At 39.3% G+C, this 23958-nt stretch carries 22 protein-coding genes; 9 read left to right on the forward strand and 13 right to left on the reverse strand.

The genetic code is table 11. The annotated features are described in order from the left end of the window. Nucleotides 1–147: 147 nt before the first annotated feature. Nucleotides 148–1590, forward strand: coding sequence for a pyruvate kinase (gene pyk, locus ACWPWK_RS01330; protein ID WP_109372241.1), 1443 nt, complete (start codon nucleotides 148–150; stop codon nucleotides 1588–1590). Nucleotides 1591–1670: 80 nt separating this feature from the next. On the opposite strand, the gene lpxM is transcribed toward pyk, so the two are convergent. The 3 genes from lpxM to znuA form a co-directional block, all read right to left on the reverse strand. Then, the gene (lpxM, locus tag ACWPWK_RS01335; protein WP_109372240.1) at nucleotides 1671–2645 is read right to left on the reverse strand and encodes a lauroyl-Kdo(2)-lipid IV(A) myristoyltransferase; all 975 of its coding nucleotides are present in this window, start codon (nucleotides 2643–2645) and stop codon (nucleotides 1671–1673) included. Nucleotides 2646–2750: 105 nt separating this feature from the next. Next, complete coding sequence (gene mepM, locus ACWPWK_RS01340) at nucleotides 2751–4076, reverse strand: murein DD-endopeptidase MepM (protein ID WP_109372239.1); 1326 nt, start codon at nucleotides 4074–4076, stop codon at nucleotides 2751–2753. Between the two features lie 12 nt (nucleotides 4077–4088). Then, nucleotides 4089–5033: a zinc ABC transporter substrate-binding protein ZnuA gene (gene znuA, locus ACWPWK_RS01345; RefSeq protein WP_109372238.1), complete on the reverse strand. Its 945-nt coding sequence runs from the start codon at nucleotides 5031–5033 to the stop codon at nucleotides 4089–4091. Between the two features lie 74 nt (nucleotides 5034–5107). Between znuA and znuC the strand changes: the two genes are divergently transcribed. Both znuC and znuB read left to right on the forward strand, forming a co-directional pair. Beyond that, nucleotides 5108–5833, forward strand: a complete 726-nt coding sequence (gene znuC, locus ACWPWK_RS01350; RefSeq protein WP_109372237.1) for a zinc ABC transporter ATP-binding protein ZnuC — start codon at nucleotides 5108–5110, stop codon at nucleotides 5831–5833. Next, nucleotides 5826–6611: a zinc ABC transporter permease subunit ZnuB gene (gene znuB, locus ACWPWK_RS01355; RefSeq protein WP_075671069.1), complete on the forward strand. Its 786-nt coding sequence runs from the start codon at nucleotides 5826–5828 to the stop codon at nucleotides 6609–6611. Before znuC ends, znuB begins: the two co-directional genes overlap by 8 nt. 94 nt (nucleotides 6612–6705) lie before the next feature. Here znuB and ruvB read toward each other — a convergent pair whose 3' ends face one another. The 6 genes from ruvB to aspS form a co-directional block, all read right to left on the reverse strand. After that, nucleotides 6706–7713 carry a Holliday junction branch migration DNA helicase RuvB gene (ruvB, locus tag ACWPWK_RS01360; protein ID WP_099075472.1) on the reverse strand — a complete coding sequence of 336 codons (1008 nt, stop codon included), beginning with the start codon at nucleotides 7711–7713 and terminating at the stop codon, nucleotides 6706–6708. 12 nt (nucleotides 7714–7725) lie between these two features. After that, a complete protein-coding gene (gene ruvA, locus ACWPWK_RS01365) occupies nucleotides 7726–8346 on the reverse strand; it encodes a Holliday junction branch migration protein RuvA (protein ID WP_075671063.1) in 621 nt (206 codons plus the stop codon). Between the two features lie 103 nt (nucleotides 8347–8449). Beyond that, complete coding sequence (gene ruvC / locus ACWPWK_RS01370; RefSeq protein ID WP_109372236.1) at nucleotides 8450–8971, reverse strand: crossover junction endodeoxyribonuclease RuvC; 522 nt, start codon at nucleotides 8969–8971, stop codon at nucleotides 8450–8452. A gap of 124 nt (nucleotides 8972–9095) precedes the next feature. Beyond that, nucleotides 9096–9851 carry a YebC/PmpR family DNA-binding transcriptional regulator gene (locus tag ACWPWK_RS01375; RefSeq protein ID WP_023582074.1) on the reverse strand — a complete coding sequence of 252 codons (756 nt, stop codon included), beginning with the start codon at nucleotides 9849–9851 and terminating at the stop codon, nucleotides 9096–9098. A gap of 27 nt (nucleotides 9852–9878) precedes the next feature. Next, nucleotides 9879–10313: a dihydroneopterin triphosphate diphosphatase gene (nudB, locus tag ACWPWK_RS01380; RefSeq protein WP_162558360.1), complete on the reverse strand. Its 435-nt coding sequence runs from the start codon at nucleotides 10311–10313 to the stop codon at nucleotides 9879–9881. A 3-nt stretch (nucleotides 10314–10316) separates the two neighbouring features. Then, entirely contained in the window at nucleotides 10317–12101 is a 1785-nt protein-coding gene (gene aspS / locus ACWPWK_RS01385) for an aspartate--tRNA ligase (protein ID WP_109372234.1), read from the reverse strand. A gap of 266 nt (nucleotides 12102–12367) precedes the next feature. Between aspS and ACWPWK_RS01390 the strand changes: the two genes are divergently transcribed. The 5 genes from ACWPWK_RS01390 to ACWPWK_RS01410 all read left to right on the forward strand — a co-directional run bounded on the left by ACWPWK_RS01390 (nucleotide 12368) and on the right by ACWPWK_RS01410 (nucleotide 17432). Beyond that, nucleotides 12368–12766 (forward strand): MAPEG family protein, encoded by a 399-nt coding sequence (locus ACWPWK_RS01390; RefSeq protein ID WP_109372233.1) that lies wholly within the window; start codon nucleotides 12368–12370, stop codon nucleotides 12764–12766. 187 nt (nucleotides 12767–12953) lie between these two features. Further along, nucleotides 12954–13706 (forward strand): carboxy-S-adenosyl-L-methionine synthase CmoA, encoded by a 753-nt coding sequence (cmoA, locus tag ACWPWK_RS01395; protein ID WP_109372342.1) that lies wholly within the window; start codon nucleotides 12954–12956, stop codon nucleotides 13704–13706. Then, on the forward strand, nucleotides 13706–14680 hold the full coding sequence (cmoB, locus tag ACWPWK_RS01400) for a tRNA 5-methoxyuridine(34)/uridine 5-oxyacetic acid(34) synthase CmoB (protein ID WP_109372232.1): 975 nt from the start codon (nucleotides 13706–13708) through the stop codon (nucleotides 14678–14680). The genes cmoA and cmoB overlap by 1 nt, the downstream gene beginning before the upstream one ends. A gap of 126 nt (nucleotides 14681–14806) precedes the next feature. Continuing rightward, nucleotides 14807–15622 (forward strand): hypothetical protein, encoded by an 816-nt coding sequence (locus tag ACWPWK_RS01405; protein WP_109372231.1) that lies wholly within the window; start codon nucleotides 14807–14809, stop codon nucleotides 15620–15622. Nucleotides 15623–15857: 235 nt separating this feature from the next. After that, nucleotides 15858–17432 carry an ATP-binding cassette domain-containing protein gene (locus ACWPWK_RS01410; protein WP_109372230.1) on the forward strand — a complete coding sequence of 525 codons (1575 nt, stop codon included), beginning with the start codon at nucleotides 15858–15860 and terminating at the stop codon, nucleotides 17430–17432. A gap of 50 nt (nucleotides 17433–17482) precedes the next feature. On the opposite strand, the gene cutC is transcribed toward ACWPWK_RS01410, so the two are convergent. Beyond that, nucleotides 17483–18235, reverse strand: a complete 753-nt coding sequence (gene cutC / locus ACWPWK_RS01415; protein ID WP_109372229.1) for a copper homeostasis protein CutC — start codon at nucleotides 18233–18235, stop codon at nucleotides 17483–17485. 154 nt (nucleotides 18236–18389) lie between these two features. After that, nucleotides 18390–18944: a VOC family protein gene (locus tag ACWPWK_RS01420; protein ID WP_109372228.1), complete on the reverse strand. Its 555-nt coding sequence runs from the start codon at nucleotides 18942–18944 to the stop codon at nucleotides 18390–18392. A 172-nt stretch (nucleotides 18945–19116) separates the two neighbouring features. Between ACWPWK_RS01420 and argS the strand changes: the two genes are divergently transcribed. Beyond that, nucleotides 19117–20847 carry an arginine--tRNA ligase gene (argS, locus tag ACWPWK_RS01425; RefSeq protein ID WP_109372227.1) on the forward strand — a complete coding sequence of 577 codons (1731 nt, stop codon included), beginning with the start codon at nucleotides 19117–19119 and terminating at the stop codon, nucleotides 20845–20847. Nucleotides 20848–20990: 143 nt separating this feature from the next. On the opposite strand, the gene ACWPWK_RS01430 is transcribed toward argS, so the two are convergent. Together ACWPWK_RS01430 and murJ are read right to left on the reverse strand one after the other, a co-directional pair. Beyond that, nucleotides 20991–21263 (reverse strand): hypothetical protein, encoded by a 273-nt coding sequence (locus ACWPWK_RS01430; RefSeq protein WP_109372226.1) that lies wholly within the window; start codon nucleotides 21261–21263, stop codon nucleotides 20991–20993. Nucleotides 21264–22286: 1023 nt separating this feature from the next. Further along, on the reverse strand, nucleotides 22287–23822 hold the full coding sequence (gene murJ, locus ACWPWK_RS01435; protein ID WP_109372225.1) for a murein biosynthesis integral membrane protein MurJ: 1536 nt from the start codon (nucleotides 23820–23822) through the stop codon (nucleotides 22287–22289). Between the last annotated feature and the right edge of the window lie 136 nt (nucleotides 23823–23958).

Raw genomic sequence — 23958 nt, forward strand, 5'->3', positions numbered from 1 at the left:
GCGAGCTAACTCTCGCATATAATGAAAACAGTAGTGTATGTTGCAATTAGCTTGAAGCGTTTCACTTAACATATTGGGTAAAACACAGTCTGATTTCTGTTTTATCCAATTGCCAACACCTTTCGTTCAAGGTCAACGGAGTAATACATGTCCAGACGGCTCAGAAGAACAAAAATTGTTACCACCTTAGGCCCAGCAACAGATCGTGATAATAACTTAGAAAAAATTATTATTGCTGGCGCGAATGTTGTTCGATTAAATTTCTCTCATGGTTCTGCGGAAGATCATCTTGCTCGTGCTAATCGCACGCGTGAAATTGCAGCAAGATTAGGTCGCCATGTTGCTATTCTCGGGGATTTACAAGGCCCTAAAATCCGTGTATCTACCTTTAAAGACGGAAAAGTTTTCCTAAATGTCGGTGATAAATTCTTGCTTGACGCGGCGCTAGAAAAAGGCGAAGGCAATCAAAATCAAGTGGGTATTGATTATAAAGGCTTACCAGCCGATGTGGTTCCAGGCGATATTTTACTTCTTGATGATGGTCGCGTTCAGTTAAAAGTCCTTAAAGTGGATGGTTTAAAAGTCTTTACTGAAGTGACTGTGGGCGGTCCTTTATCTAACAATAAAGGGATTAACAAACTGGGTGGTGGTCTCTCCGCTGATGCGTTAACAGAAAAAGATAAGCAAGATATCATCACTGCTGCAAAAATCGGTGTTGATTACCTTGCCGTTTCATTCCCAAGAACTGGCGAAGATCTTAACCTTGCCCGCCGTTTAGCCCGTGATGCTGGCTGTGAATGCCAAATCGTTTCAAAAGTAGAACGAGCTGAAGCGGTTGCTAATGATGAAATCATTGATGAAATCATCCTAGCTTCGGATGTGGTGATGGTTGCTCGTGGCGATTTAGGCGTTGAAATTGGTGATCCTGAGTTGGTTGGCGTACAGAAAAAATTAATTCGTCGTGCTCGTCAGCTTAATCGTGTCGTTATCACTGCGACTCAAATGATGGAGTCCATGATAACAAATCCAATGCCAACTCGTGCCGAAGTAATGGACGTTGCTAACGCCGTATTAGATGGTACTGATGCTGTTATGCTTTCAGCAGAAACAGCTGCTGGACAATATCCAGCAGAAACAGTCGCTTCAATGGCGCAAGTCTGCTTAGGTGCTGAGAAAATGCCAGCTGCCAATGTTTCTAAGCACCGTTTAGATATGGTGTTTGATACAGTGGAAGAAGCCATTGCAATGTCTACAATGTATGCAGCTAACCATATGAAAGGCGTTAATGCGATTATTGCGATGACTGAATCAGGTCGTACTGCACGCATGATGTCTCGTATCAGTACAGGCTTACCTATTTTCTCAATGTCTCGTCATGAGAAAACATTGAATCAGACTGCACTTTATCGTGGCGTAACCCCTGTTTATTGCAGTACTCACACTGACGGTATTGCCGCTGTTAATGAAGCAATTGGTCGTTTGCGTGATAAAGGTTTCTTAGTTTCAGGTGATTTAGTGCTAGTCACTCAAGGTGACCAAATGGGCACAGTCGGTAGCACCAATACATGCCGTATTCTAACTGTTGAATAACTCAGAGTCTTAAATATTAATAACAAAACGGGCGCTGAATTTAGCGCCCATTTTTTATTTGGTTATTTTTTGTGCAAGAACTAGTCTAGGATATTCTCACGAGCGTAAGGCTCTATTTCACCCTCTTTACGTGTCTTCAGTAATTTTAAGATCCACGTATATTGCTCTGGCGTTGGTGTCACTAGTGCTTCTAACTCTTCATTCATTCTGCGTGCAATGTACGCATCATCTTTATCTTCAATATCATCCATTGGTTCACGAACAATAATACTAAGCTGATGTGTTTTATGACAATACACTGGGAACAACGGTACGATAGCTGCTCGGCATACTTTCATTAACCGCCCAATCGCAGGTAATGTCGCTTTATAAGTACCAAAAAAATCGACAAATTGGCTATGTTCTGCACCGTGATCTTGATCGGGCAGATAATAGCCCCAGTAACCTTGTCGCACAGAAGAAATAAAAGGCTTAATACCTGCTTCGCGTGAATGTAACCGACCATCAAAATGATGACGTGCTTTATTCCATAAATAATCAGCAACAGGATCTTTTTGGTGGTGAAACATCGCGGCCATCTTCTGACCTGTTGATGCTAATAGCATTGCAGGGATATCAACTGCCCAGCCATGAGGCACCATAAAAATGACATTACGGCCTTGTGCTTTAAAACGCTCAATAATTTCTAGCCCCTGCCAAGATGTGCGTTTTAATATACGCTCAGGGCCTCTTAAACAAAGCTCTGCTAACATCACAAAGGATTGGGGGGCAGTTTCAAACATACTGTCGAGTACATTTTCACGTTGCGTTTTATTCCATGTTGGAAAACAGTATCTCAAGTTGATATCTGCACGACGTCTTGCGCTTTTCGCTTTACGTCCAACAAAACGGCCAATAGAAGCAAGAAAGGGATCACGCCATTTTATTGGCATATAAGCCAATGCACTTAATACACCTGCACCTAGCCAAGTTCCCCAATGACGAGGATGCAAATATGCACGGTGAAAAGTGGGCACATAACCCGCTTTGCTATCTGTATCTTTTTCTTTATTCATCAGATAATTCTCTGAATTGATACCCCTAATAGGCGTAAAAAACATTAAAACAAAAACGGATGATATCAATCATCCGCTTTTATGTCTTTAAAATCGTGTTTATTGTCAATCGGCTAGCACTAACTGAGGTTTAATCTCTTTTACTTTAGCAAGATATTCTTGTTTATCTTTACCTGTTAAACCGTCAGCGCGAGGCAATGTTGCCGTTAATGGATTGACTGCTTGTTGGTTGATCCACATTTCATAGTGTAAATGAGGTCCCGTAGAACGCCCTGTATTTCCTGATAACGCAATTCTATCGCCACGCTTAACACGCTGTCCTGGTTTTACCAATAATTGACGTAAGTGCATATAACGTGTTGTGTATTGGCTACCATGACGAATAGCGATAAAGTTACCTGCGGCACCACTGTATTTAGCCACAATAACTTCACCATCTCCTGTTGCTAATACTGGAGTACCTACTGGCATCGCAAAATCAACACCTTTATGTGCAGCTAAACGCCCCGTAACAGGGTTAATACGACGAGGGTTAAATTGAGAGGAAACTCTAAATTGCTTCACAGTTGGGAAACGCATAAATCCGCGTTCTAATCCACCCGCTTGGCTATCGTAGAAACGACCATCTTCAGCAAGGAATGCATAATAATCTTTACCCGCACTACGTAAACGGACACCAACTAGCTCACTTTGCTCGGTACGCCCATCAAGCACTTCACGAGAAAATAGTGCCGCAAATTGGTCACCACTTTGTAATTTTTTAAAGTCCACTTGCCACTGTAATGCTTTGGTAACGGCGCGTGCTTCAGCATTGGTTAAACCTGCATTTGTTGCACTGACAGAAAAACTCCCACGAATAACACCCGTGGTTACACTGTTCTTCCATTCACCTTTTTGAAACTCTTTTGTTTCTTTAAAACCCGTTTCGGTACGGGTATAAACGCGAGTTTCGCGGCGGGAAACACCCCAGCTTAATTCTTGAAGCAATCCATTATCATCAAGTTCCCAGCTAATAGGTTGCCCTATTTTGAGGTTTCTAAGATCTTTATTTTGATTAGAGATAGTCGCGATATCCGCAGAATCAATACCAAACTGAGTCAGAATTGAACTTAATGAATCGCCACTAGAAACAATATAAGTATGGGGAACTTGCGCAACCGCAGTGCTTGTATCAGTGCCATCATCAGTATCAACTAATCCTTCATTGGTAAGCTGATCGCTACTATCAGTGATAATGTCATCGGTATTTTCGCCTTGATTGGCAAGAGGCATTTGAATGCTGACTGGAACTTCTCGGCTTTGCTCATTTTGAAGTACCACAGGCCGCCAAATTGCGACGGCCAAGGTTGCTGCAGTTAACGAACCAAGCATGATCTTATGTGGGAGTGGTAAACTTAAATATACCTGTGCAATGGATTTCTTCTGCTGCACGCTCTTAATTCCTTATTGTGTTTCATTCAGGCAGCTCGCATATTGGTTAGCTAGTTGGGTAAGGAATTTTACATAGCTCTCTTGAGTTAGAGCAATCCCACTTCCTAGGGGGTCTAATACACCCATTTTAACCCCAGTGCCTTTCGCCACTGTTTCTATTACTGTCGGCCTAAATTGTGGCTCAGCAAAAATGCAGGTTGCTTTTTGCTCAACCAACTGTGTTCGTATTTGATGTAATTTCTGCGCACCTGGCTGTATTTCAGGGTTGATCGTAAAATGACCTAACGGCTTTAAATTATAATGTTTTTCGAAGTAGCCATAAGCATCATGAAAGACAAAATAACCCTTATTTCTCACAGGCGACAGAATATTAACAAGATTCTTATCAGTTTGCTTGAGTTGTTCGCTGAATTTACCTAGGTTTACGTCCAGAAGTTCTTTTTTATCTGGATAGAGTGTAATTAACCTTTGGTGGATCTGTTTTGCAGACAACAACGCAATTTCTGGTGATAACCAGATGTGCATATTATAATCACCGTGAGAATGATGTTCGTGATTTTCCTCATGTTTATGCACATTGTCATCATCATCTTTCAATAAAAGCGACTTTATTTCGTCAGTTTCCGCTAAAGCCAACTTATGATTGTCAGTAAGTCTGTTTAATGGCTTATCTAAAAACACTTCCATATCAGGCCCCACCCATACCATCAGGTCTGCGGAAGTAATTTTTTTCAAATCAGAGGGTTTTAATGCATAATCGTGTGGAGATGCCCCATCTGGTAATAAAACCTCCGTTGGTGTTACTCCATCAGCGATAGCTGCAGCAATAAATCCTAATGGTCTGATGGAAACGACAACATCAGCCTGCACTGAAGCACTGAATGAGCTTATCATCGCTGTCGCTAAAAATGATTTCAATAAAAAACGATGCGCAAATTTGTTGTTTTTATGTAACATAGGAAGAATTCTCGTGAATCATCATTGGAAATGTTATATTATAACGTTTCAATGATTCTGCAAGTGCTAATTTTATGTCTGACTTGATTTGTTTAAAATCGGTTTGTGTTTCTTTTGGTGAAAGAGAAATTTTAAAAAATATCTCTTTTGATCTAAAAGCAGGCCGTATTCTTACTTTACTTGGCCCTAATGGTGCAGGTAAATCTACGGTTATCCGTTTAGTTCTTGGTTTATTAAATCCAACCTCAGGAAAAGTTGAGCGTCAAAACGCGCTACGAGTGGGCTATGTCCCACAAAAACTTTATCTTGATCCCACAATGCCACTCACCGTTAAACGGTTTATGACACTAAAACCGGGTGTTCATGATAAAGATATTCTCCCTGCTTTAGAACGCGTTAATGCGGCTAAATTAATCGATCAACCTATGCAGAAACTTTCTGGTGGTGAGTCTCAACGTGTATTGTTAGCAAGAGCGTTGCTTAATCAGCCCCAACTTTTAGTTTTAGATGAACCCACTCAAGGTGTTGATGTTAATGGTCAATTAGCACTTTATGATTTAATTAATCAGCTTCGTCATGAATTAGGTTGTGCCATATTGATGGTTTCTCATGATCTTCATCTTGTGATGGCAAAAACAGACGAAGTCCTCTGTTTAAATGGTCATATTTGCTGTTCAGGTACACCTGACGTTGTTTCTTCTCACCCTGAATTTATTGCCATGTTTGGAAGCCGTGGTGCTGAGCAACTTGGTATTTATCGTCATCATCACCAGCATAGTAAGGAGTGTCGTCATGATTGAGTTGCTGTTACCGGGTTGGATTGCCGGTATGCTCTTAGCAATGGCGGCGGGCCCTTTGGGCTCTTTTGTCGTTTGGCGTCGTATGTCTTATTTTGGTGATACTTTAGCTCACGCCTCACTACTTGGTGTTGCTTTTGGTTTGCTGTTTAACATCGAGCCTTTTTATGCTGTTATTGCAGTCACGCTTCTCCTCGCTATTTTGTTGGTCTGGTTAGAATTAAAACCTCAGCTTTCTGTTGATACTCTTTTAGGGATCATGGCACACAGTGCGCTCTCTTTAGGGCTTGTGGTTGTTAGTTTAATGTCGAATGTGCGTGTTGATTTAATGGCTTATCTGTTTGGTGATTTGCTGTCTGTAAACTATCAAGACGTTATCAGCATTTTTATTGGTGTTGTGATTGTTTTATTTGTGATTATTCGATCATGGCGCCCACTGCTTTCCATGACAATTAATCAAGATATGGCATTTGTTGATGGTGTGAATATTCAGCGAGAACGCTTAAAGCTAATGATGATCACCGCGTTAACCATTGGTTTAGCTATGAAGTTTGTCGGTGCGCTGATCATTACCTCTTTACTGATTATCCCTGCCGCAACGGCACGTCGTTTTGCTCGTTCTCCAGAACAAATGGCTCTGATTGCAATCGCGGTTGGTATGTTAGCCATTACAGGCGGTTTAACCTTCTCAGCTTTCTATGATACTCCAGCTGGCCCGTCTGTAGTTTTAGCAGCGAGTTGCCTATTTATCTTGAGTTTATTTGCACCTACTAAACAGTAAAATAACAAATTAAGTTTGGATAAAAAAATACCCCTCGTTGTTAATTATTTCACCGAGGGGTATTTTTTATCTATTTTCTAATGATGATAAGAAATTAATCTTCCATAATTCGATTAAAATGACGGTAGGCATGATTAGTGGCAACACGGCCTCGTGGTGTGCGCTGAATAAAACCTTGCTGAATCAAATAAGGCTCTAATACATCTTCTATAGTTTCACGCTCTTCACCAATAGCTGCCGCAAGGTTATCTAATCCTACGGGGCCACCCATAAATTTATCAATGATGGCAAAAAGGAGTTTACGATCTAAATAATCAAAGCCTGCCGCATCCACATTCAACATATCAAGCGCTTTAGAAGCAATCTCTTCATCAATGGCACCATTGCCCTTTACTTGGGCAAAGTCTCTTACACGACGTAATAATCGGTTAGTAATACGCGGTGTGCCTCGCGAACGCATAGCAATTTGACGAGCACCTTCATCTGTCATCTCTAGTCCCATAAAACTGGCACTACGAGAAACAATGTGTTGAAGATCGTCAACATTATAAAACTCAAGACGCTGAACAATACCAAAACGGTCACGCAATGGAGATGTTAAAGAGCCCGCTCTTGTTGTTGCACCCACTAAAGTAAATGGAGGTAGGTCAATTTTAATTGAACGAGCCGCAGGTCCTTCACCAATCATGATATCAAGTTGATAATCTTCCATTGCTGGATAAAGAATTTCTTCAACAACGGGTGAAAGACGATGAATTTCATCAATGAATAATACGTCGTGAGGCTCAAGATTAGTTAGCATTGCAGCTAGATCACCCGCTTTTTCAAGCACAGGACCTGATGTCGTGCGTAAATTAACCCCCATTTCATTAGCAATGATATTTGCCAATGTGGTTTTACCTAATCCAGGAGGTCCAAAGATAAGCAAATGATCGAGCGCATCATGACGCAATTTAGCCGCCTGAATAAAAATCTCCATTTGTTCACGAACTTGCGGTTGCCCAACATATTCGGCAAGAGATTTAGGACGTATCGCCCTATCAATAATTTCTTCTTCAGGTTGTTGAATTTCTGCTGAAATCAGGCGATCTGCTTCAATCACAATGTGTTACTCCTAAATAGCCGCGCGCAACGCTTCTTTGATAAGCGTCTCGCTATCTGTACCCAGTTTTGCCACTTTGCTGATCATTTTTGCAGCTTCTTGTGGTTTATAGCCTAATGCGATTAATGCGGCAGAGGCTTCGGCTTCAATATCTGCCGCTTTTGGTGCTTTAGGTGAAGTACTTTCTGGTAATTCGATATCACTATTTTCGAATAAGTCACCATTAAGACCTTTAAAGCGATCTTTCATTTCAACAACTAAACGCTCAGCTGTTTTCTTACCTACACCCGGTAATTTCACTAGTGAAGTGATAGATTCATTTTCAATCGCGGTGACAAATTGGCGAGCAGACATGCCAGATAGAATGGCTAATGCGAGTTTAGGCCCTACACCATTCACTTTAATTAATTCACGAAAGAGTGCGCGCTCTTGTTTTTGGTTAAAACCATAAAGTAATTGAGCATCTTCACGTACGATAAATTGCGTGTAGATAATGGCTTCTTGACCAATATCAGGCAATTCATAAAAACAGGTCATTGGCATATTGATTTCATAACCCACACCATTACCTGCCTCGATCAGCACCACTGGTGGCTGTTTTTCAAGAATAATTCCTCTGATACGACCTATCACCCTAACGCCTCCGCAAATATAATTACGTCAAGTTTATAACATAAAAAAAGCTGGACGTATATCCAGCCTGTAAAAAACCAAAGACATTTACCAAGATAACAACTTATCTTAACCGACCTCGCGTTAACACTAATCGAGGATCGCCCACACGTAATAAATTTTGGTTAAAATGACAATGCGTGATAGCAATCGCCAAGGCATCAGCAGCATCTGATTGCGGTGCCGCAGATAGTTTTAGTATTGAGCGCACCATATGTTGTACTTGGCTTTTTTCAGCGGCACCCGTACCCACAACGGTTTGTTTAACTTGGCGAGCTGCATATTCAAAAACAGGTAAATCATTGTTTACTGCTGCGAGTATTGCAACACCTCGCGCTTGCCCCAGTTTTAATGCAGAGTCAGCATTTTTAGCCATAAACACTTGTTCAACGGCAAACACATCCGGCGAAAATTGAGTAATAATTTCGCTAACACCAGCATAAATGCGCTTAAGTCGATTGGGGAGATCGAGAACTTGTGTACGAATACAACCGCTTCCCAAATAGATAAGTTGACGCCCTTGCTGTCGAATTACGCCATAGCCTGTAACACGCGAACCAGGGTCTATACCTAGAATGATAGCCATATCAATTCCTGTTGCCGATATGGTCGATGGCGAGAGAAAAGAGCAAAAAAATCTGCTCTGCTCTTCTCTTCGCACTTTTAATAACAGCGTTAAACACCGTTATTTTCGATAATCGTTAGAACGATTACAGGATATCTTCCAGTTGTTTTGCAACTTCGTCTGAGATATCACCGTTGTGATATACTTCTTGCACGTCATCACTGTCTTCTAACATATCGATAAGACGCATTAACTTTGGTGCTGTTTCAATATCTAATTCAGCTTTAGTCGATGGGATCATTGAAACTTCTGCTGATTCAGCAACAAAACCTGCTGCATCCATTGCATCTTTTACTTCACCAAAAGATTCTGGTGTGGTGTAAACATCAATAGCGCCATCATCAAAGGTTTCAACGTCGTCAGCACCTGCTTCTAACGCAGCTTCCATAACGGCATCTTCATCAACACCTGGTGCGTATGAAATTACACCTTTTTTGGTAAACAGATAAGATACAGAACCATCAGTTCCTAAGTTACCACCTGTTTTGGTAAATGCATGGCGAACATCGGAAACAGTACGGTTACGATTATCACTTAAGCATTCAACCATCACAGCAGTGCCTGCTGGGCCATAGCCTTCATAAATGATGGTTTCCATATTATCGTTTTCATCATTACCCACACCACGTGCAATTGCACGATTTAAGGTGTCACGAGTCATGTTGTTCGATAATGCTTTATCAACTGCCGCACGTAAACGCGGGTTAGTTGCAGGATCACCACCACCTAAACGTGCTGCTGTAACTAGTTCACGGATGATTTTAGTGAAAATTTTACCGCGTTTCGCATCTTGCGCTGCTTTACGGTGTTTTGTATTGGCCCATTTACTATGACCTGCCATGAAATATCTCCAAACGTGGTCTAATCATTAAATAACAAATTCTTCAATCGCTTGCTGATTACTGGTGGATTTTGTTAATTTTGCCGCCAGTGACGCGTCTAACCATTGGTATTGCGAATGCTCAGTTAGCACAATATCTCGCTCTGCGGGCAGTGCTAACGTAAACCAATGTTCCTGACAGTGAGTAACATCTGGTGCATAACGATGCCGAAAATGTGCAAAAATTTCAAAAAGAATTGAGCGATGGCAATCCACCAGCTCAAGATTTTCTTTTATGATATCAATTCCAACTTCTTCTTGCACTTCGCGCAACGCTGTTTGAAAAGGCGTTTCACCCTCTTCTAAACTGCCAGTCACAGATTGCCAGAAATCAGGATCATCTCGACGCTTTAGCATAAGCACCCGTTTGGTCTTTTTTGCATAAATAACAACTAAAACGGATATCGGGCGCTTATATTTCATCATTTACTCTTTATCTTCGCTAACTTCTTTTTGAGTGACGGCAATCGCTAACTCTTTTAAAGAATCTTCATTAGCAAAGCTTGGTGCATTAGTCATTAAACACGCAGCGGCTGTTGTTTTAGGGAAAGCAATAACATCACGGATGTTATCAGTACCTGTTAACAACATCACTAAACGGTCTAAACCAAATGCTAAACCTGCATGTGGTGGAGTACCAAATTTAAGTGCATCTAATAAGAAACCAAATTTCTCTTGTTGCTCATTCGGTGTAATACCTAAAATGCTAAATACCGCTTGCTGCATTTCATTACGGTGAATACGCACTGAACCGCCACCCACTTCATAACCATTAATCACCATATCATAAGCATTTGCCACAGCACCTACTGGATGTGCAGTCAATTCAGCTGGTGATAAGTCTTTTGGTGAAGTAAATGGATGGTGCATCGCACTTAAGCTACCGGTTTCTTCATCTTCTTCAAACATTGGGAAGTCGATGACCCACAATGGTTTCCATGCATTTAAATCAGTCAGTTCAAGATCACGACCGACTTTTAGACGCAGAGCGCCCATCGCATCACTCATTGTGCCTTTACGACCCGCGCCAAAGAAGATTAAATCGCCATCTGTTGCGCCTGTTGTTTCCAAAATAGCATTAACAACATCGTTAGTCAGGAATTTAGCGATAGGGCTTTGTACACCTTCAATGCCTTTCGCGCTTTCGTTGACTTTCATCCACGCAAGACCTTTAGCGCCGTAAATACCAACAAACTGTGTATATTCGTCAATATTTTTACGGGTTAATGCTGCACCACCCGGTACACGCAATGCGATAACACGACATTTTTCATCGTTGGCAGCTTGTGCAAATACGCTAAACTCAACATCTTTGACTAAATCAGCGATGTCTTTAAGTTCCATTGGGTTACGTAAATCTGGTTTGTCTGAACCATAACGACGCATTGCTTCAGCAAAAGTCATTACTGGGAACGCACCTAAATCGACATTAAGAATATCTAACCATAATGCATGGATCATACGCTCCATCACTTCGCGCACTTGATCTGCACTCATGAAAGAGGTTTCAACATCGATCTGGGTAAATTCAGGCTGACGGTCAGCACGTAAGTCTTCATCGCGGAAGCATTTTACGATTTGATAGTAACGATCAAAGCCAGACATCATTAACAGCTGTTTAAAAAGCTGTGGTGATTGTGGTAATGCGTAGAATTTACCTTTATGTACACGACTTGGCACTAAATAGTCACGCGCACCTTCAGGTGTCGCTTTAGTCAGCATAGGGGTTTCAACATCAAGGAAACCTTCACCATCCATAAAACGGCGAACAAAGCTTGTGATTTTAGCACGGGTTTTTAAGCGATCTGACATTTCAGGGCGACGCAGGTCTAAATAACGATATGTTAAACGACGCTCTTCGGTATTTGTTTGATTGCTATCTAACGGTAATGGCTCTGAACGGTTAAAAATAGACAGAGATTCTGCCGCTAACTCAATTTCACCTGTTGCCATATTTTTATTAACTTGGCTATCAGGACGAGCGCGTACTGTTCCTGTGACTTGAATACAAAATTCATTACGCAGTTCTGAAGCCTGAGAAAATGCCTCTTTCTGCTCTGGGTCAAAGAAGACTTGAACAATACCTTCGCGATCTCGCATATCAATAAAGATAAGTCCACCTAAGTCACGGCGACGGTTAACCCAACCACAAAGAGTCACTTTTTGGCCCACATGGGCGCTATTCAACTGCCCACAATAATTAGTACGCATACAATATCCTTTTACTCAGCTTGTTGTGCTTTCTGCTGCGGAAATTTTGGCAATAGTCTTTTTCGAGTAGTGTCAAAAAAAAGGCAGACATTATAACGAAAATTCTTCCTGGAGATAAGAGTATAGACCTAGTTTATATGATACATCTTTTCAAGGATTTGCTAATCCCCAAACAATTAATTAATAATAATTATTTATAGCGACAGAAGTCGCTTTGAGGTTTATCATTAAATTCGCCGTTTTTTGGCTTTGGCAATGGAGAAAAGATGGTTAGCTCGCTTTACATCGTACTGGGCGCACTATTATTGATTAAATTGTCCCTCAATGTCGTAAAACTCAGAACACAATATCGGGTTGCTTATGGCGATGGTGGCTTTTATGAATTACAAACAGCCATCCGTGTTCACGGCAATGCGGTAGAATATATTCCGATTTCCATGATCTTATTACTGGTCATGGAAATGAATGGTGCTTTTGTTTGGATGGTGCACATCTGTGGCTCAATTTTAATCGCAGGTCGCTTTTTACACTCTTATGGATTAAAACACCGTGAACTTCGCTGGCGCCGTTCAGGTATGGCAGCCACTTATTTATCGATGGCATTGATGATCATTGCTAATATTTATTTCCTTCCTTGGATACAAATCTTTTCCTTTTATTACTAAGTCCTCGCGGGAATAACATGATCATCCATGATCAAAACCGACATCCTTGCTGTTGTGTCTAATAACGGCAAGGTATCAAAAAGGTTTATTTATTTTTTCCAATTTCTTTCTAAATAATGCAACTTTGTGAGCACCGTCGCTTCTGGTAGAATGCTTGCTTCTTTTATTCCTTAAATCTATTTTAGTTATGTCGAATTCAAAATCATCACAACAAGACAGCTTATTTGCGACACCTATTGCTAACCTTGGTGACTGGCGCTTTGATGAAAAAGTCGCTGAAGTGTTTCCTGATATGATAAAACGCTCAGTACCAGGTTATTCTAATATCATCTCCATGATTGGTATGCTTGCAGGTCGCTTTGTTACGCCCAACAGCCAAGTCTATGATTTAGGCTGTTCTTTAGGTGCAGCAACCCTTTCCATGCGTCGTAATATTGATGCTGCTGGCTGTAAAATTATTGGTGTTGATAATTCACCTGCCATGATAGAACGCTGTCAGCGCCATATTGATGCCTATAAAGCAGATACACCCGTTGATATTATTGAAGGTGATATTCTTGATATCGAAATTAATAATGCCTCAATGGTAGTGCTTAATTTCACCTTACAATTCTTAGCGCCGAACGATCGCCAAATATTATTAAACCGAATTTACCAAGGTCTTAATCCCGGTGGCGTGTTAGTGCTTTCTGAAAAATTCAGTTTTGAAGATAAAGAAATTGGTGAGTTGTTGTTTAATATGCACCATGATTTCAAACGTGCTAACGGTTACAGCGAATTAGAAATTAGCCAAAAACGTAGCATGTTAGAAAATGTTATGCTGACCGATTCTGTTGAAACGCATAAAGCTCGCTTACATAATGCAGGTTTTCCACATGCAGAAGTTTGGTTCCAATGTTTTAATTTCGGCTCTCTTTTAGCGATTAAAGGCAATAATTAATGATTAATTTTGGCTCGTTTTATCAACTTATTGCGCAAGATGAGCGCTTATTTCATTGGTTAGATACATTACCGGCTCAATTATCAGAATGGCGATCAAATGCGTTACACGGTCACTTTTCTTCTTGGGAAAGAATGCTCGATGGTTTGCCAGAAATTACGCCTACTGAGATTGATTTGAAAAATGGTGTGATAGCTCAACACACTCCAGCATTAAGTGCTGGCGAGCAACTAGGATTAAGTAATGTTTTAAAAAATTTAATGCCGTGGCGTAAAGGTCCATTTTCACTTTATGGCGTCAATATCGATACAGAATGGCGCTCTGATTGGAAATGGGATCGTGTTTTACCCCATCTTTCACCGCTTGAAGGCCGTTTAGTATTAGATGTTGGTTGTGGCAGTGGCTATCATATGTGGCGGATGTTAGGTGAAGGCGCAGAATTTGTTGTAGGGATCGATCCTACTCAACTTTTCTTATGCCAATTTGAAGCTGTCAGAAAATTATTAGGTAATGACCAACGCGCACATTTAATTCCTGTTGGTATTGAGCAAATGCCAGAATTAAATGCCTTCGATACTGTATTCTCAATGGGTGTACTTTATCATCGCCGTTCACCACTTGATCATTTATGGCAATTAAAAAACCAATTAGTTTCTGGTGGCGAATTAGTGTTAGAAAGCCTTGTTGTTGATGGTGATGAATTTCAATGCCTGATCCCTGGTGAGCGTTATGCACAAATGCGTAACGTGTACTTTATTCCATCTGCAAAAATGCTAAAGGTTTGGCTAGAAAAATGTGGTTTTAAAGATGTGCGTATTGTTGATGAAAATACGACATCACTTGATGAGCAACGTAAAACAGATTGGATGGTAACAGATTCATTAGATGCTTTTTTAGATGCTGATGATAAAACAAAAACTGTTGAAGGTTATCCCGCACCAAAACGTGCCATATTAATTGCCACTAAGCCTTAATTTTTTATCTAAATTTAAAGGGGTATCAAGTTATTAAATATCCCTTTCTTTCATAATATTCATCTTGTTTTTTATTAAAGACACTTTATACGCCCCTTATTTGCAGATGAACGATTAAAGAAAATTATGGCAAAGACACCAAAGAGCAAAGTTGCTACCCAAAAGGAAATAACACAAAAAAAACAACACGCTCTTTTGCAAAAAAATAAGCGTCAGCAATATGATGATCCTATTTTTTCGTCCTTTATAGAAACCACATCAGCAAAACGCCCTCCACTAACGCCATTACAACAAGGGGTACAACTCTTTTTTTCATTATTTGACTATGCCACACAGCTTTTATATATCGCTTTTATTATTACCGTTTGGTGGTTTCCTGAACATTTCTCAGTTCAAACAATTTATAATCTAACCGTTTTATTTTTATTTGAATTTATTCTCGTGCATTCAGGTGTTTTTATGGCTGCATTTGCTCGTACTAAGCTTGTTTTTGCTCTTATTCCTTTTTATGGGATATTCGCTCTTATTATCAATAGTATGATTATGGGTGATGAAAACCTGATTATTTGGCTTTATGCTGTAATTGTTGCTAATCGAATTATCAGTGGTTATCAAGTGAAAACTAAAGAAGAAATGGGAAAGAATTTATTCTATTCTGCACTATTAGTTTTAAATTTTATGCTGTGCCTTTTTTCTGTCATGATTTTTAAGTTTCTAGTCCCTTACGGTGGATTAACGCCCCAATATTTAAATGAAATTAACTATCTCTATTTAATTCCACAGCACAGCGATTATTTTAATGTTCCACATATTGGTATGGCTTACGGCACATTATTCTACGGTATTCCTTTAGCTTGCATTGCCTATATTAATATATCATCGATTTATAAACGTATAATGTTTAGAATAAAAGCACATAAAATAAGAACCACACAAAGATAACCTTATTCGGCGCTTGTTGTTTATCTTTATTCATGTTTAAATACGCGCGTTATCACTCCAATTATTTCTCTTTTTAAGAAGGCACTTCCCTACGATGAACTAAATTCTGCCAGAAAATTATTTCAAATACCTTTTCGGTATTCATTTTCTGTTACTGGCAGACAATAATTTATTTCGTCGCATCTAGAAAAAAGATCTCGGCTGTCTGCCACCTATTTCTCTTAGGAGGTCGATGATGACAATAGCCTGTCATTTTTCACAACTTACTATCGAATTTAATCAACAAGCTCTTTTTCCACCATTAACTCGCTCACTGACTTGTCAGCAAAATGCATTAATTGGCCATAACGGTAAAGGAAAGTCTGTACTATTAAGATTATTAGCACAAAAAATATTACCGACTTCAGGTCAAATTAATTGGAATATGCCTTTTGTTCACGTTGATCAATTAACGCGATTACAGGGTGATACACTTGCTCAAGCGTTAGATATTCATGAAATTTATCAAGCATTCCAACGTGTTGATGCCGGTATTGCCACATTAGAAGATATTGAGTTACTCGATGGCAAATGGCAACTCCCTGTCATGTGGCAGAATTTATTAGATTCGGCACAACTTCCAGTCGCGTTAGATACCCCTATTGCGCATCTAAGTGGTGGAGAACAAACACGTTTAGCACTTTGTCGCGCTTTTTTATGTGAAGAGAGTTTTCTGCTGTTAGATGAGCCAGATAACCACCTTGATTATCAAGGACAACAATGGCTAATAAAACAATTAGCTCAGCATAAAGCGGGCTCTCTTATTGTTAGCCACAATCGAAACCTGCTCTCGTATGCCGATACTATTATTGAATTAAGTGAGAAAGGCTTATCTGAATATGGTGGAAATTATACATTATATGAGGCACAAAAAAGTGCGGAAATAACATCATTGGAAGCCGCAAGTGATCGACTAAACAGCCAAATAAAAAATGAGAAACGCCAGCAACAAGCAACATTACAAAAAACAGCGCAACGGAAACGACAAGGTGAATCAATTAGGCAAAGTGGCTCTCAGTGCCTACTTTTACTGGATATGCAAAAAAACAGAGCAGAACAACGCCAATCTGCCGTAGCAAAACGGCATCAACGCGTAATTGATGATATGCAATCTCAAAAGCAAGGTATCGATGAGGAAAAAGCACATGTTCATCAGCAAAAAATGGTATTGAATTATCAAAGTGATGGCCATCGTTTAAAAGTATTTGTTAATAATCTTCAACTTCCATATGGTTATCAGCACCCTATTTCATTTTCAGCTTACGGCAATGAACATTGGCATATTAAAGGTAAAAATGGCTGTGGAAAATCAACATTACTAAAATGCTTGATCGAGCAATTTGTACCACTTTCTGGTGAGTTTCGTCTCAACAAAGACTATTGTTACCTTGACCAACATCTTGCTTTACTTGATAAAACATTGCCAGTTGCACAAGCACTACACCAATATCAATCCGCGATTTCTGTCGAGCAATGGCGAACGCGTCTTGGAATGTTGAGAATTAGAGGTGATAAATCTTTACTACCACTTGAAAAACTCAGTGGTGGCGAGCAATTAAAAGCAACGTTATTGGCTTTAACACACAGCCCAAAACCACCAGCAGTATTATTACTTGATGAGCCAGATAATCACCTTGATATCGAATCCAGGCAACTATTGGAAAATCTACTTGTTGAATATCAAGGCACATTGTTACTGGTTTCGCATGATGAAGCCTTTGTTGAACGCTGTGGTATTACACATACGCTGTTATTAGGCGAACTTATATAAAAAAACTGCGCCATGAAAGGCGCTGTTTTAAAATATTTAATCCGTATCAATCAAGATGCTAATGGCGCATAAATACTCATAATATCTTTCATCGCTTCAACTGTATCTTCATCCACACAGTAATGCGTAAACTCATCAACCTCACTATCAGAGCTCATAGTTACACCCGCTTTTCGATAAATCATGGTTGAAGGTGCCACTTTTCCTGCTGAGCTATGAATTTCTTTCAATCCTGCATCTAGGAATTTTTGGATATTGCTGAGTCTTACACCAGCGCCCGCCATAATTATAGGGCCTTGTGTTTTTTCATTTAACGTGCGTAATAATGGCAAACCTAATTCTGCATTCGCCTGCTGTCCTGAGGTTAAAATACGAGCAACACCTAGCTGAGTTAGTTGTTCTAACGCTAATAATGGATTAATACACATATCAAAAGCACGATGAAAAGTAATGGCTAATGGACCTGCAAGCTCCATTAAAATTTCCATTTTAGGCAAATCAATATGCCCTTCTTCATTTAAAAGACCAACAACGGCACCTGAAAATCCCATATCACGGATCAAACTAATATCATTTTTCATTGCTGAAAAATCAGCTTGTGTATAACAAAAATCACCACCACGCGGGCGAACGATAGGATGAACGGGAATACGAACCAGATCCCTGACTTGTCGTAGCATTCCAAAGCTTGGTGTAATACCACCTTCTGCTGGACTCGTGCACAGCTCTATTCTGTCTGCGCCTGCTCGTTCTGCTACCAACGCACATTCAGCGCCAAAACAACAAATCTCCAATGTAGCCATATCATCCCTCTCCATCCTTAATAAAGAAAGTAATCAGAAAATAAATATCATTTCTTAGCGATTACTAACAATAGTTGTCGAATCTTGTAATTCATTCAATTCTGCCATCAGAATTTTGTGCTGACACAAGCAAACTATTTTCTGAAAGTGTCGATCAACACTCACTTTCAACGATTTCAAGTAACGAATAAGGATGATACTTCACTGTGACTTTTCCATTAGAAATAGCCACCGTTGGATTGGGTAAACGTTCTTTCTCACCTTTAGGTTCGCTGATTTTTAAGCTAACACTCTCAGGTAACGTTTGGGGTAAAAAAGACATCACTTTATCCACTAAAAAAGCGGGGGCAACGGAGATCACTTGCTCAATATGCTCCCAACCTTGGTATTCATATTTTTTATTCGTGGGAAAAGGCAATTCAACAATCGAAACAGATTGATTTAGAATAGTTAGCGGTATTTCTAATTGAAATAGATATATTGGGCGCCCATTAATCACATTATCAGAAATACACTTTCCACACTGGCTTAATCCCGTTCGCCACTGCTCCGCTAATGCTAAATCGTGACAACGTAACGATACGTGATCAGTGTGATAGATGGATAAATCTATGCCCAAACTATCGGCAAATAGTGTCATATTTTCTTCAAACAAAGAAAGCTCGTGAGTTAAATCATTTAATTGAGGAATTGAAGAAAATAACACCATTTTGAATAACCTTAATGAAAAAACAGAGAAAAAACCTTAAAGATAAGACCTAGATGGTAGCATGTTCTAGCCGGAATATGTTATAAATTCAAGGTTAATCCTAATTCTTTATAAGAAACCTGTCAGACTTTTGTCGTCAGGTTTTATTTTCTCAATAATTTAAGGTAACCCGGTGAATATTCAGGCTTTTCTTTCAGAAAAAATCAGTGTGGCAATGTGTGCTGCTGGCGCACCCGCTGATAGCGAACCTCTTGTCCGTCAGTCAGCCAAAGTACAATTTGGTGACTATCAGGCAAATGGTGTCATGGGAGCTGCAAAAAAAATGGGGATCCCACCCCGACAACTCGCAGAAAAGATCCTAGAAAAGCTCGATATTACAGATGTTGCAGATAAAGTTGAAATCGCAGGTCCAGGTTTTATCAATATCTTTTTATCTCCACAATGGGTTGCAAAGCAAGCTGAAGACGCATTAGCAGATGAACATCTAAACGTAACACCTGTTGAACCTCAAACTATTGTTATCGACTATTCATCTCCGAACGTTGCAAAACAGATGCACGTTGGTCACTTACGCTCAACCATTATTGGTGATGCAAGTGCGCGTACTTTATCTTTCTTAGGTCATAATGTTATTCGTGCTAATCACCTTGGTGATTGGGGTACGCAATTTGGTATGTTGATTGCGTATTTAGAGAAAAAACAGAATGAAAATGCGGCAGATATGGCGTTATCTGATCTCGAAGAGTTCTATCGTGAAGCGAAAAAACACTATGATGAAGATGAAGTATTCGCAGAGCGTGCCCGTAATTACGTTGTGAAATTACAAAGTGGTGATGAATACTGCCGTACAATGTGGCGTAAATTAGTTGATATCACCATGCAACAAAACCAAGTGACTTATCAACGCCTTAACGTCACATTAACCGAAGACGACATTATGGGTGAAAGTCTTTATAACCCAATGTTGGCAGGTATTGTTGCCGATTTAAAAGCAAAAGGTCTTGCAGTAGAAAGTGAAGGCGCAACGGTTGTTTTCCTTGATGAATATAAAAACAAGGAAGGCGAACCTATGGGTGTTATCGTTCAGAAAAAAGACGGTGGCTACCTATATACAACGACAGATATTGCTTGTGCAAAATACCGTCACGAAACATTACATGCTGACCGTGTGCTTTATTATATCGACTCTCGTCAGCACCAGCATTTAATGCAAGCTTGGACAATCGTTCGTAAAGCAGGCTACATCCCTGATTCAATGTCACTCGAACACCATATGTTCGGTATGATGTTAGGTAAAGATGGTCGTCCGTTTAAAACTCGTTCTGGTGGCACTATTCGTTTAACCGACTTGCTGGACGAAGCTCAAGAAAGAGCCCGCGCATTAATCGCTGAAAAAAATCCAGATATGGATAAAGACGAATTAAATAACGTTGCTCGCGTTGTGGGCATTGGTGCTGTTAAATACGCTGATTTATCTAAAAACCGTACTACAGATTACATCTTTGATTGGGATCTGATGTTAAGTTTTGAAGGTAACACAGCACCTTATATGCAATATGCTTATACTCGTGTTGCTTCAATCTTCAAACGTGCAGAAATTGATGAAAATGCGTTAACTCAACCTATCGCACTAACCCAATCTCATGAAAGACAGCTTGCATTACGTTTAGTCCAGTTTGATGAGACGATTATGCAAGTTTCTCGTGAAGGAACACCTCACGTTATGTGTTCTTATCTTTACGATCTGGCACAAGCTTTCTCTGGCTTTTATGAAAACTGCCCTATCTTATCTGCTGAAGATGAAAACACTCGCCAAAGTCGTCTAAAACTAGCTCGTTTAACCGCAAGAACCTTAAAACAAGGTTTGGATACTTTAGGTATTGAAACAGTAGATAGAATGTAATTCATCTCTATTTTCAAATAGTAGTGATAAAAAAACCGATGGTATTAACCATCGGTTTTTTTATTATGCGTTAAATTTTAATTCAAGATAGCTAAAAAACACTACAAACAATGGCTTAATAAACTTCCAATGCTATTTAATCATTAATCTTCGTTAGCAGTTATAACATCCTGACACAATAGCCCTCTAATATCTTTTGCCTCAATCCAACCATCGACACTGTCTATTGGCTTACTAGGGCTATATAAGCGGTCATTGACGTCTTTAGCGGTGAAAGCAAGCTTCTCATTAGTTTTGTCGAATACGCCAATACAGTTAACTGGAGTGAGTCTTGAGGTATTAATTTTTCCGTCAGCAGTACAACCTGCAAGAAATAACGTAGCTAATGATACAGAAATGATAATTGCTTTTTTCATAGTAGCTCCTTGACACTCTTATTTTTATTTTTACCAAAAATCACGCAGTGATTATTTAGTGGTCTTTAAACTAGAAATACCTAATGATTTATAACTGCTTTGAGTATAACGAATAAATAGAGAAATATTTGAGTTATTGAGCTATTAATAAAAAAATAAGAAATATTGAGAAGGTATAGAAAAGAGAGGGAAAAACAGAAAACAACGGCGGATAAATGAAAATAATAATTAGTGTACCATACTGAATTTTCAGTAATCTAATTATCTATTAATAATAGATTTAGCATTAATTTCATTATTCACGCGACTTATTGTTTACTGCTTATCCCCAGCAATCGTGTTACCTATTTGAAGCGCAGACAAAATAGATATGATCACTTTCAGTAGTACTGAACGATAACAAGCAAATAACTTTACAGTCACGGTTAATCTACCTGAATAAAGAAATAATAATATGTCTTAAATCAAAAAAATTAAATGTTTTAAAATATACTGCAATATTTTGAAATATTTGCAATATCTCATCATTAAGTAAGAAATATTTAACAGATGTGTCAATTTTTAAACCTATTCGACATAAGAGAGTTTATCTAAAAAAAGATAATTCGTCAAACCGTAAGTGCTTAGAATATAGTGTCTATTTTTTTACTTTATGTAGAATCCCACTGTTAGTAAACAAATTGTCTAAAGATATTCGATATGATTAACGTTTAGATAAACTTATCAATAACGATTAAAAAATACTTTCAGATGCCGAAAAACTGTATAAATCATTTAGAAATTGGAAAAAAAATTTAATAAAAAAAGAGTGAGAAAAAAGATTTTTGCTTTTTTTCTCACTCTTTTTTCTTTCTAAGGGTAGCCAGATCCGCGTAACTAAATGCGAGAAGTGTGATCTATATAGCATTATAAATAGTCTAAAAATAGAGAAAGGATCTAAATGAAGAGAATTACATTGATAAAAATATTGTTAATTTTGCAACTCCTCGCTTTTATACAAAAGCGAGGAGTCCATGTTATCAGTTATAAAGCACGTAGTGAGAAATGGCGAGGTCTAAACCCTAGTGCATACAGCGCAACAAAATAACTTCCTGCTCCAGCTACTACAACTAACAACAAGCGTAAGATGCGCATTAGCATATTGCCGGTATCCCAACTTGGCATGATCCACAACATTCCAACTAATACAGCCCCCATTACGGCAAGCGCAATAACAAGTTTTAATAAGAACACTGGCCAGCCAGCCAAAGGTTGATAGATATTTTTCTTACGGATCTGCCAAAACAACATAGAGGCATTAAAACAAGCCGCAATACCTATTGAAAGTGCAAGCCCCACATGTTTCAAGCTACCAATGAATGCAAGGTTCATTAATTGTGTGAGAATTAATGTCGCAATCGCAATTTTTACTGGTGTTTTAATATCCTGACGAGAATAAAAACCTGGTGCTAAGATTTTTATGATAATCAGTCCCATTAACCCAACACAGTAAGCGATTAGCGCTTGTTGTGTCATTAGTGCATCATGAGCATTGAAATTACCATACTGGAATAAAGACGCGGTTAAAGGCCCAGATAATACCGCTAAACCAATAGTACAAGGCAGTGCTAATAAGAAGCACAGTCTTAATCCCCAATCCATTAATTTTCTATATTCTTCAGTATTACCACTGGCAAAACTCTTAGATAATGAAGGAAGTAAGATTGTACCTAATGCAACGCCTAATACCCCGGTCGGTAGTTCCATCAAACGATCTGCGTAATACATCCAAGAAACTGAACCAGAGACTAAGAAGGAAGCAAAAATAGTATTGATAATTAACGATATTTGGCTAACCGAAACCCCTAAAATAGCAGGCCCCATCAGTTTCATCACACGCCAAACACCGCTATTTTTAAATGAAATACGCGGCAAAACAAGCATACCGATTTTTTTCAAATGCGGTAATTGATAACCCAGTTGTAATATTCCCCCAGCAACAACCGCCCACGCCAATGCCATAATAGGAGGATTACAATAAGGTGCGACCACTAAAGCAAAAAAGATCATGCTGACATTGAGTAGCGTTGGTGCAAAAGCGGGTACTGAAAAACGATTCCAAGTATTTAAAATAGAGCCCGTCAATGAAGCCAGTGAAATAAGAAAAATATAAGGAAAGGTGATCCGTAATAAATCGGTCGTTAATTGAAATTTATCAGGTGAACTACTAAAACCCGGTGCTGTAACATAAATCACCCAAGGCGCAGCAATAATACCAATCACGGTGACCACGGCTAAAATAAGCGTCAGCATACCCGAAACGTAAGCAATAAAGGTACGCGTTGCCTCCTCACCTTGCTGATTTTTATATTCTGCCAAGATCGGAACAAATGCTTGAGAAAATGCCCCTTCTGCAAAAATACGCCGCAATAAGTTTGGCAATTTAAAAGCAACAAAAAAGGCATCTGTTGCCATACCTGCGCCAAAAATACGCGCAATAATTGCATCACGAATAAATCCCAGTACCCGTGAAAATAAGGTCATAGAACTCACCGCAGCAAGTGATTTAAGTAAATTCATAAAGTCATTCTAATTTTTGTTGAATGGAATAAAAAGAAAGGGACTATACTCCGTCTCTAACATCGAAAAATCAATCTTCAATTAGCTAAGAATATGCTGACTCTGCTTATCTTCGACTAATCCAAGCGATTAAAAA

Source organism: Proteus sp. Marseille-Q3619, assembly GCF_965283115.1.

What these genes read in the sequence shown, in the direction of transcription:
- pyk (WP_109372241.1), top strand. Translation starts at nt 148, where the DNA reads ATGTCCAGACGGCTCAGAAGAACAAAAATTGTTACCACCTTAGGCCCA.
- znuA (WP_109372238.1), bottom strand. Translation starts at nt 5,033, where the DNA reads ATGTTACATAAAAACAACAAATTTGCGCATCGTTTTTTATTGAAATCA.
- ACWPWK_RS01390 (WP_109372233.1), top strand. Translation starts at nt 12,368, where the DNA reads ATGGTTAGCTCGCTTTACATCGTACTGGGCGCACTATTATTGATTAAA.
- ACWPWK_RS01410 (WP_109372230.1), top strand. Translation starts at nt 15,858, where the DNA reads ATGACAATAGCCTGTCATTTTTCACAACTTACTATCGAATTTAATCAA.
- ACWPWK_RS01375 (WP_023582074.1), bottom strand. Translation starts at nt 9,851, where the DNA reads ATGGCAGGTCATAGTAAATGGGCCAATACAAAACACCGTAAAGCAGCG.
- lpxM (WP_109372240.1), bottom strand. Translation starts at nt 2,645, where the DNA reads ATGAATAAAGAAAAAGATACAGATAGCAAAGCGGGTTATGTGCCCACT.
- ACWPWK_RS01420 (WP_109372228.1), bottom strand. Translation starts at nt 18,944, where the DNA reads ATGGTGTTATTTTCTTCAATTCCTCAATTAAATGATTTAACTCACGAG.
- murJ (WP_109372225.1), bottom strand. Translation starts at nt 23,822, where the DNA reads ATGAATTTACTTAAATCACTTGCTGCGGTGAGTTCTATGACCTTATTT.
- cutC (WP_109372229.1), bottom strand. Translation starts at nt 18,235, where the DNA reads ATGGCTACATTGGAGATTTGTTGTTTTGGCGCTGAATGTGCGTTGGTA.
- cmoB (WP_109372232.1), top strand. Translation starts at nt 13,706, where the DNA reads ATGATTAATTTTGGCTCGTTTTATCAACTTATTGCGCAAGATGAGCGC.
- aspS (WP_109372234.1), bottom strand. Translation starts at nt 12,101, where the DNA reads ATGCGTACTAATTATTGTGGGCAGTTGAATAGCGCCCATGTGGGCCAA.
- znuB (WP_075671069.1), top strand. Translation starts at nt 5,826, where the DNA reads ATGATTGAGTTGCTGTTACCGGGTTGGATTGCCGGTATGCTCTTAGCA.
- ruvC (WP_109372236.1), bottom strand. Translation starts at nt 8,971, where the DNA reads ATGGCTATCATTCTAGGTATAGACCCTGGTTCGCGTGTTACAGGCTAT.
- nudB (WP_162558360.1), bottom strand. Translation starts at nt 10,313, where the DNA reads ATGAAATATAAGCGCCCGATATCCGTTTTAGTTGTTATTTATGCAAAA.
- ACWPWK_RS01405 (WP_109372231.1), top strand. Translation starts at nt 14,807, where the DNA reads ATGGCAAAGACACCAAAGAGCAAAGTTGCTACCCAAAAGGAAATAACA.
- znuC (WP_109372237.1), top strand. Translation starts at nt 5,108, where the DNA reads ATGTCTGACTTGATTTGTTTAAAATCGGTTTGTGTTTCTTTTGGTGAA.
- ACWPWK_RS01430 (WP_109372226.1), bottom strand. Translation starts at nt 21,263, where the DNA reads ATGAAAAAAGCAATTATCATTTCTGTATCATTAGCTACGTTATTTCTT.
- cmoA (WP_109372342.1), top strand. Translation starts at nt 12,954, where the DNA reads ATGTCGAATTCAAAATCATCACAACAAGACAGCTTATTTGCGACACCT.